8 protein-coding genes are annotated in these 8,066 nt (G+C 68.3%); 3 read left to right on the top strand and 5 right to left on the bottom strand.

Annotated features, from left to right (window positions below; genetic code table 11):
• The 5 genes from GOARA_RS16520 to GOARA_RS16500 form a co-directional block, all read right to left on the bottom strand.
• On the bottom strand, window positions 1-1,107 hold a 1,107-nt coding region (locus GOARA_RS16520; RefSeq protein WP_007323566.1), incomplete at its 3' end, for an ABC transporter ATP-binding protein.
• A 7-nt stretch (window positions 1,108-1,114) separates the two neighbouring features.
• The gene (locus GOARA_RS16515) at window positions 1,115-1,939 is read right to left on the bottom strand and encodes a carbohydrate ABC transporter permease (protein WP_040523833.1); all 825 of its coding nucleotides are present in this window, start codon (window positions 1,937-1,939) and stop codon (window positions 1,115-1,117) included.
• Window positions 1,936-2,892, bottom strand: a complete 957-nt coding sequence (locus GOARA_RS16510; RefSeq protein ID WP_280985250.1) for a carbohydrate ABC transporter permease — start codon at window positions 2,890-2,892, stop codon at window positions 1,936-1,938. Before GOARA_RS16510 ends, GOARA_RS16515 begins: the two co-directional genes overlap by 4 nt.
• Window positions 2,814-4,274: an extracellular solute-binding protein gene (locus GOARA_RS16505; protein ID WP_007323563.1), complete on the bottom strand. Its 1,461-nt coding sequence runs from the start codon at window positions 4,272-4,274 to the stop codon at window positions 2,814-2,816. The genes GOARA_RS16510 and GOARA_RS16505 overlap by 79 nt, the downstream gene beginning before the upstream one ends.
• A gap of 52 nt (window positions 4,275-4,326) precedes the next feature.
• The gene (locus GOARA_RS16500) at window positions 4,327-4,812 is read right to left on the bottom strand and encodes a YflT domain-containing protein (protein ID WP_007323562.1); all 486 of its coding nucleotides are present in this window, start codon (window positions 4,810-4,812) and stop codon (window positions 4,327-4,329) included.
• Between the two features lie 42 nt (window positions 4,813-4,854).
• On the opposite strand from GOARA_RS16500, the gene GOARA_RS16495 reads away from it, so the two are divergent.
• From GOARA_RS16495 to GOARA_RS16485, 3 genes are all read left to right on the top strand, one after another.
• The gene (locus tag GOARA_RS16495) at window positions 4,855-6,159 is read left to right on the top strand and encodes a magnesium transporter MgtE N-terminal domain-containing protein (protein ID WP_007323561.1); all 1,305 of its coding nucleotides are present in this window, start codon (window positions 4,855-4,857) and stop codon (window positions 6,157-6,159) included.
• On the top strand, window positions 6,156-6,695 hold the full coding sequence (locus tag GOARA_RS16490; RefSeq protein ID WP_007323560.1) for a DUF1003 domain-containing protein: 540 nt from the start codon (window positions 6,156-6,158) through the stop codon (window positions 6,693-6,695). The genes GOARA_RS16495 and GOARA_RS16490 overlap by 4 nt, the downstream gene beginning before the upstream one ends.
• Before the next feature lie 106 nt (window positions 6,696-6,801).
• Window positions 6,802-7,965, top strand: a complete 1,164-nt coding sequence (locus tag GOARA_RS16485; protein WP_007323559.1) for a lytic transglycosylase domain-containing protein — start codon at window positions 6,802-6,804, stop codon at window positions 7,963-7,965.
• Window positions 7,966-8,066: the final 101 nt, after the last annotated feature.

The following is an 8,066-nucleotide window of genomic DNA, read 5'->3' as shown; positions in this document are numbered from 1 at the left end:
GAAGACGATGACGTCGGCCGAATCGAAGGTCAGCACGGCCCGCGTGCCACGGCGGATCCGCGACTCCGGGGACAGCCGCGCGATGATCTCGCCGTCACGCACCTGCAGATGCGCATAGTTGTCCGACCCCAGGGACTCGAGCACGTCGACGTCGGCGATGATCTCCTGCCACACGCCGCCGGGCCGATCGGGTCGTCGGGTGCCAAGCGCCTCCCCCGCCAGTGCGGCGTCGTGGAAGTGCTCCGGCCGGATACCGAGGACCACCGATCCATCGGAGTTCTCCCGGCGCGCGTTCGCCTCCACACGCGCGGCGTCGGGGAGTTGCACCGGTCCGAGGTCGGTGGTCACGCCGTCGGGGCCGAGCCGGCCGGGCAGCAGATTCATGCTCGGCGACCCGATGAATCCGGCGACGAAGAGATTCGCCGGATGCCGGTACAGCTCGTCGGGGGTGCCGATCTGCTGGACGAATCCGTCGCGCATCACCACTACCCGGTCGCCAAGGGTCATCGCCTCGGTCTGGTCGTGGGTCACGTAAACCGTCGTGGTCTGCAGGCGCGCCTGCAGACGCGCGATCTCCACGCGCATGGCACCGCGCAGCTTCGCGTCGAGATTCGACAGCGGCTCGTCCATGAGGAAGGCCTTGGGCGAACGCACGATCGCCCGGCCCATCGCGACGCGCTGGCGCTGGCCGCCGGAGAGCTGGGCGGGCTTGCGGTCCAGATAGTCGTCGAGGCCGAGGATCGACGAGACCTCGGCCACCTTGGCCGCGATCTCCGCCTTACCCGGCTTGGGGCGCGCAAGCGTGAGCGGGAACGCGATGTTCTGCCGCACGGTCATGTGCGGATACAGCGCATAGTTCTGGAAGACCATCGCGATGTCGCGGGCGCGCGGCGGCGTTTCGTTCACGCGCTGACCGTCGATGCGCAATTCGCCGTCGGTGATGTCTTCCAGCCCGGCGATCATGTTGAGCGTCGTCGATTTCCCGCAGCCCGACGGCCCGACCAGGATGACGAACTCGCCGTCGGCGATGGTCAGATCCAACTCGGCGACGGCGACCGACCCGTCCGGGTAGCGCTTGGTGATGCCGTCGGCGACGATTTCGGCCATGTTCGGGTTACCCCTTCACCGCGCCGGAGGTCAGCCCGGCGACGATTCGACGTTGGAAGATGAGGACGAAGACGATGATCGGAATGGTGATCACCACGGCGGCGGCGGCGATCTGCCCGGTCGGTTCGGTGAACTCCGAGACACCGCTGAAGCTGGTGATCGCCACCGGCGCGGTGATCGCCCGCTCACTCGACGTCAGCGAGAGGGCCAGCAGTAGCTCGTTCCACGAGAAGATGAACACGAGGATCGCCGCGGTCACGACGCCCGGCGCGGCGAGCGGAACGATGACCCGGCGAAACGCCTGCGCACTGGTGGCGCCGTCGAGCTTGGCCGCCTTCTCCAGGTCCCACGGGATCTCGCGGAAGAAGGCCGAGAGTGTGTAGACCGCCAGGGGCAGGGCGAACGTGATGTACGGCAGGATCAGTCCCGGCCAGGTATCGAACAGGCCGAGGCGTCGCTCGATGTTGAACAGCGGAGTTACCAGCGAAATCTGCGGGAACATCGCGATCAGCAGGGTCGCTCCGACGAGGAGCTTCTTACCGCGGAAGTCCAGCCGGGCGATCGCATAGGCGGCCATCGTCCCGATGACCACGGCGATCACGGTGGTGATCAGCCCGATGCCGATCGAGTTGATCAAGGCGCTGGTGAATCCGCGGAACGCGAACGCGTCGCGATAGTTCGCCAAGGTGGGGTCGGTCGGGATGAGTCGCCCGTCGGTCGGATTGGATTTGAAGGACAGGCTCAGAATCCACAGCAGCGGGATCAGCGCGTACAGCACCACCAGCAGGTTGATGACCGACCATCCGAGCTTCTTCTTGACCACGGTCCTCACCTCCTGCCCTCGTCGTCGGCGCCGGGCGCCGAGGCGCCGAACCCTTTGATGAACAGGGCCGCGATCACGGCGACGCAGAGGAACACCAGCACGCTGATCGCCGAACCCGTGCCCAGGTTGAACGCTTTGAACAGATTGTCATAGCCAAGGATCGAGACCGAACCGGTGCCGCTGGCCCCCTTGGTGAGTACGTAGATGTTGTCGAAGATGCGAAACGCGTCCAGGGTGCGGAACAGCAACGCCACCAGAATCGCCGGCTTCATCAGCGGGATCGTGATGCGCCACAATCGAGTCCACGCGCCGGCGCCGTCGACGTGCGCCGCGCGCAGCAGGTCGTCGGGCACCAGCGCCAGCCCCGCCAACAGCAGCAACGCCATGAAAGGCGTCGTCTTCCACACTTCGGCGAGCACGATGATCGCCAGCGCCGGGAGTTGCTCGGTCAGCGGCGCCGACCCTTCCGGCAGCAGGTTGGCCAGGTACCCGGTCCCCGGCGTCCACGCGTAGTACCAGGACATGGCAGCGACGACGGTCACGACTCCGTACGGCAGGAGCACCATGGTGCGCACCGTGCCGCGCCCGACGATGGTGCGGTGCATGACCATCGCGATCGCCATGCCCAGCACGAGTTCGATGGCCACCGACACCACGGTGATCAGCAGGGTCACACCCAGGGCGCTCCACCAGTAACCGTCGGTGAGGACGGTGGTGTAGTTGCCCAGCCCGACGAACTCCGATCGCCCGGGCTGGGCCAGCGAGACCTTGTTCAGCGAAAGCCACACCGCGTAGCCGATCGGATACGCCGTGACCAGCGCCATCAGCAGTGCCGCCGGGGTGATGAGCAGATAGGCCAGCCGGCGGTCGCCGGTTCCCGCGCTCACGGCACCAGCCCTTCCCCGGCCAGCGCCTTGCGCGCCGCTTCGGCCAGCTCGTCGACCAGGTTCTCCGGATCCCACGCACCGACCGGGTGCAGCTTGGCCGCCAGCATCGTCGACAAGGTCGCGTACATGGGCGTCGACGGCCGCGGAGCCGCGCGCGCGTCCCCGAGCTGCAGCCGGATCAGGTTGCCCATCGGGAACGCCGATCGGAACTCCGGCTCGTCGTAGAGCGCCTTGGCCGTGGGCGCCTGCGACGCCTTCAACGCGTACTGCCGCTGCGCGTCGACGCCGGTGAGGCAGCGCACGGCCCGCCACGCGAGCTCCGTCTTCGTCGACCGCGTCGACACCGCCAGGTTCATCCCTCCCAGCGTGGACCGTGCGGGCAACGGTGCGGCGACACCGGGATACGGCGCGTAGGCGAAGCGCGTGGCGAGCACCTTGTTGGCCTCCGCCAGTTGCGCCGCGGTCGGTGCTGGCGCTTCCTCGGCGAACAGGCCGGCGAACTGCCGCATCTCCGGGAAGAACGGCACCTGCTGGTTCTGGTCGGTGCCGGTTGCCGCGTTCGACCGCATCGACGAGTAGACGTAGGGCCAGTTCAGCGCGAACGTCGCCTGACCGCGCTCCATTCCGAGCCGGGCCGGGTCCTCGGTGTTGTTCGACAGCGACGGATCGGCGCCCGGCGCGGTCGCCACCGCCTTGAGGACTCGCAGGGCGCGCACCGTCGCGGCGCGATGCTCGGGGGTGTCGTTCAGCGTGACGCGGCTCGGGTCGGCCGGGTCGAGTACCGACCCCCCCGCGCTGGTCAGCACCGAATTGAACCAGACGACCAGGCCTTCGTACTGTGCGCCCTGGACCATGATGTAGCTGGGCACGGGCCGGCGCTGGGCGGGAGGCAGCTCCGCATTCTCCTTCAGCACCGCCGTCCGGACGGTCTCGTTGTCGGCGAGCATCTGGTCCCACGTGCGCGGCGGGGTCCTGCGCTTGACGTAGCGGCGCAGCAGATCGGGCCGATACCAGAGCAGTTGCGTGTTGGCCCACGTCGGAACGGCGTACAGCCGCGGTTCGGGATCGTCGGCGGTGCGCCACGTCGCGGTGCGCAGCGGTCCGCCCAGCGCGGTGTCCCGCAGCGGCCCGGCGACGTCGTCGGGCACCGCCCGAGCCCATCCCGCGTCGGCGAACTCGGCTGTCCAGGTCACATCCATGGTGAACAGGTCGACCGAGGAATCCTCACCGGCGAGACGGCGAGCCAGCTGAAGACGCTGCCCGTCGGAGTCCTTCGGCAACCGGACAACCGAGATCCGATACCCGTCGGTGCACCCGGCGGCCACCGCTTCGATCGCCGCAGCATCGTTGCCCGCGACGTAGGCGGTGATGACGTCGGGGGCGACCGAGCTGCCGCAGGCGACGGCGAACGGGGCCGTCACGGCGAGCACGGTCGCTACGATGGCGCAGCGCTTCACCTTCAGATCCTCCTGAAGTTCGACGGCGGGACGAGATGACGGCGGACAGGCGTCAAATGGACAGCCGCGCCAGCATATCCCGCCCCTGCTCGGCGGTGGTCGGATCGCACAGCACGTCGTAGCGTCCGGCGACCAGCTGCATCGTCGAGGCGAAGTCGCGCTGCCCGCGCATCATCGCGTAAGGGATCGCCGACGAGACGACACCGAAGATGATGCCGCCGGCGACGCCCATCAGCAGGACCACCTGGGCCGGCGACACCACGAACGAGGCGAGCAGACCGATGAACAAGCCCAGCATCGCGCCGCCCGCGATGCCCTGGAGGATCACGCGGCCCCACGTCAGCCGCCCGGTGACACGTTCCACCTGCATCAGGTCGACACCGACGATCGTCACGTTCTGAACGGGGAAGTTCTGGTCCGAAAGGTGGTCGACGGCCTTCTGCGCCTGCGCATAGGTCGGGTAGGAACCGATCGGCCATCCCGAGGGCGGCGTCGGCAACCCGGGGGTGGCCGGCCGGCCCGGTTGTTGCGGCTGCATGGCTTGGCCTTTCTTCGATCGCCCGGCGTTTAGGCTTGTGACATGTCGGTGAGCAAGGTCTTCGTAGCCAGACTAGTGGGACTGGCCGTTCTTGGCCCCGACGGCGAGTCGATCGGACGTGTCCGTGACGTCGTGATTTCCATCCGGCTGTCCGGCCTTCCTCCGCGCGTCCTCGGTCTCGCCGTCGAGCTAACCACGCGGAAACGGATCTTCGTGCCGATTCTGCGAGTGACCTCGATCGACCCGCACAAGATCACGCTGACCACCGGGACGGTGAGCCTGCGGCGCCTGCACCTGCGCCCGGGCGAGGCGCTGGCAGTCGGGCAGGTCCTCGACACCCAGGTCCGGATCACCGACCCGGACCTGGAAGAACTGCACGGCGAGGACCTCAGCGTCATGGATCTCGGCATCGAGCGCGGGCGGACCCGCGACTGGCTGGTCACCCGCGTCGCCGTACGGGCCAACCGGCTCCGGCTGGCCCGCCGCGGCGGGATTCACGTCGTGGACTGGGCCCATGTCCAGGGGTTGACCCAGACCGCGTTGAACCTGCCCGGGCAGGGCGTTGCCGCGGTACTCCTGCAACTGGAGGGGATGCGCCCGGCGGACGCGGCGAACGTGCTGCGCGAACTGCCCGCCAAACGGCGCGAGGAGATCGCCGCCGCACTCGACGCCGAACGATTGGCCGACATCCTGCAGGAGATGCCCAGCGACGACGCCCGCTCACTGATCGCCGTGATGGGAACCTCGCGCACCCGCAACGTGCTCGGGGCCATGGAACCCGACGACGTGGCCGATCTCGTCGGCGAGCTGCCGCCCGGCGAGGCCGAACGGCTGCTGTCGCTGATGGCGCCCGAGGAATCCGAACCGGTGCGCCGTCTGCTCACCCACTCCCCCGATACCGCCGGCGGCATGATGACCCCCGAACCGCTGATCGTCACCGCGGCGACCACCGTCTCCGAAGCGCTCGCCCGCGCGCGCGACCCCGAGATCACGCCCGCCGCGGCGAGCATCCTGTTCGTGGTGCGGCCGCCGACCCAGACGCCGACCGGCAAGTACCTCGGCTGTGTCCATCTGCAGGTGCTGCTGCGCAATCCACCGGCCACGTTGGTCGGCGATCTCCTCGACACCGACCTCGGCCATCTGCGCCCGGAGGACTCGGTGGAGACCGTCACGCGCTACTTCGCCAGCTACAACCTGGTCTGCGGGCCCGTCGTCGACGAGGACGGCCACCTGCTGGGTGCGGTGAGCGTCGACGACCTGCTCGACGAGATCCTGCCCGACGACTGGCGCGAGACCGAACCGGAAGCCGAAACCGAACTCGACCTGGCGACGGGAGGCGGCCGGTGAGCAGCAGGGGACGCGGGCGCCGACTCGACCAACCGTCGGATCGCCGCCGCCCACCGATCTTCACGCTGGACTCCGACGTCGTCGGCGTCTACAGCGAGCGCCTCGCCCGTTTCCTGGGCACCGGCCGCTACCTCGCCATTCAGACCGTCGTCGTCCTGGTGTGGATCGCGCTGAACCTGCTCAGCTTCATCCACCACTGGGACCCGTACCCGTTCATCCTGCTCAATCTGGCCTTCTCCACGCAGGCCGCCTACGCGGCGCCTTTGATCCTGCTGGCGCAGAACCGCCAGGAGAACCGCGACCGGGTGGCGTTGGAGGAGGACCGCATCCGGGCTGCCGAGACCAAGGCCGACACCGAGTTCCTCGCCCGTGAGCTGGCGTCGGTCCGGCTCGCCGTCGGCGATACGGTCACTCGCGACTACCTGCGCAAGGAACTCGACGACCTCCTCGACGAACTGACCGAACGGCTCCGCACCGGCTCCAACCCCTCTCCCGACGTCGACGGCCCGGAGCCGGGGACGGCGAAGGAATCCTAGATTCGCGGGTTCGTTGCGCCCCGCCAATCCCAGGTCGTTATGCTGTGCAGTGGTATAGGACACATCGGTTGTCGGGGTGGATCCAGTCACAACGGGGTGATTTTCGATGAGTGGCATTGCGTTTTGGCGCCGCGCACACGGGCCGACGCGCCCGCGAGCGGGCCATCGCGCGCTGACCGCTGCGTTCGGGACCACGGTTCTCGGCGCGATGGTGCTCGGCTCGGCGACCTCTAGCGCCCTCGGCGGAGGTACTTCGACGGCAACGGCCAACGCCGAAGAGCCCGCCAGCGTGACGCAGGTCGTCGGGATCTCCCCCGCCGAGTACCACGCCGCCGCCGCGATGGCGCCTCCGAAGCCGACCGGTGACCCGATGATCTCACCCCAGTTCCGGCTCGCCGCGGGCATCCCGAACGGTCCGCTCGGGATTCCGGGCGTCGTGCTGACCGCCTACAAGATGGCCGCGACCCGCGTCGGAGCGGAAACGCCGAACTGCAAGCTGCCGTGGTTTCTGCTCGCCGGGATCGGACGCATCGAATCCGGGCACGCCGGCAACGGCAACGTCGACGAGTACGGCAACACTCGTCGGCCGATCCTCGGCCCGGCGCTCGACGGTTCGCTGCCCGGCAACGAAGTCATCCTCGATTCGCAGGGCAACGGGGCGCGGGCGATGGGTCCGATGCAGTTCATTCCCAGCACCTGGGCTTCGTGGGGTTCCGACGCCAACGGCGACGGCAAGTCCGACCCGCACAACATCTTCGACGCCACGTACTCTGCCGGCCGCTACCTGTGCGCCGGAGTCACCGACATCATGGCCGAGCCCAACCGGGTCGCCGCCGTCTTCCGCTACAACAGGTCCATGGCCTACGTGACGAACGTGTTGGCCTGGGCGGCCGCCTACTCCACCGGTGTCATGCCGACGCAGGGCATCCCCGATATGCACGCGACGCCGGTCGAGAAGGACGAGGACCGCAAGCCCGGGGATCGCGACCGCCGACGCGGCGAGCGCGGTGACCGGAACGACGAAAACTCCCCGGACGGCCGCGACCAGCAAGGCGACGCGCCGGAGCAGACCAAGAAGCCCAAGCCGAAGCAGCAGGACTGCTTCATCGTCTGCCTGCCTCCGGAACTCGGCGGGCCCAAACCGGCCCCGGCGACCCCCAAGGCGCCGAAAGCTCGACAGCCCGGCCAGTCGGGACAACCCGACCGGCCGGCTCAGCCTCGTCAGCAGCAGCAACCCGGTCAGCCGTCGCGCCCCGGCGTGCAGCGCTAGCCGACCTCGGCCAAGTCAATTTTGACGCTTCGTCACTCGTCGTTGGTCGATCCGGTTGTGCACATCTTCCACTTGCCGTCTTCTTTGATCAGGCGGTATTC

This window comes from Gordonia araii NBRC 100433 (assembly GCF_000241265.1).
Lineage (GTDB): Bacteria > Actinomycetota > Actinomycetes > Mycobacteriales > Mycobacteriaceae > Gordonia > Gordonia araii.
Note: the sequence above shows the minus strand (reverse complement) of the source record. Positions and strands in the feature narration are given on the sequence as shown.

Excerpts from the sequence above, each read along its gene's own strand:
- GOARA_RS16500 (WP_007323562.1), bottom strand. The coding sequence starts at position 4,812 with ATGCAGCCGCAACAACCGGGCCGGCCGGCCACCCCCGGGTTGCCGACG.
- GOARA_RS16495 (WP_007323561.1), top strand. The coding sequence starts at position 4,855 with ATGTCGGTGAGCAAGGTCTTCGTAGCCAGACTAGTGGGACTGGCCGTT.
- GOARA_RS16485 (WP_007323559.1), top strand. The coding sequence starts at position 6,802 with ATGAGTGGCATTGCGTTTTGGCGCCGCGCACACGGGCCGACGCGCCCG.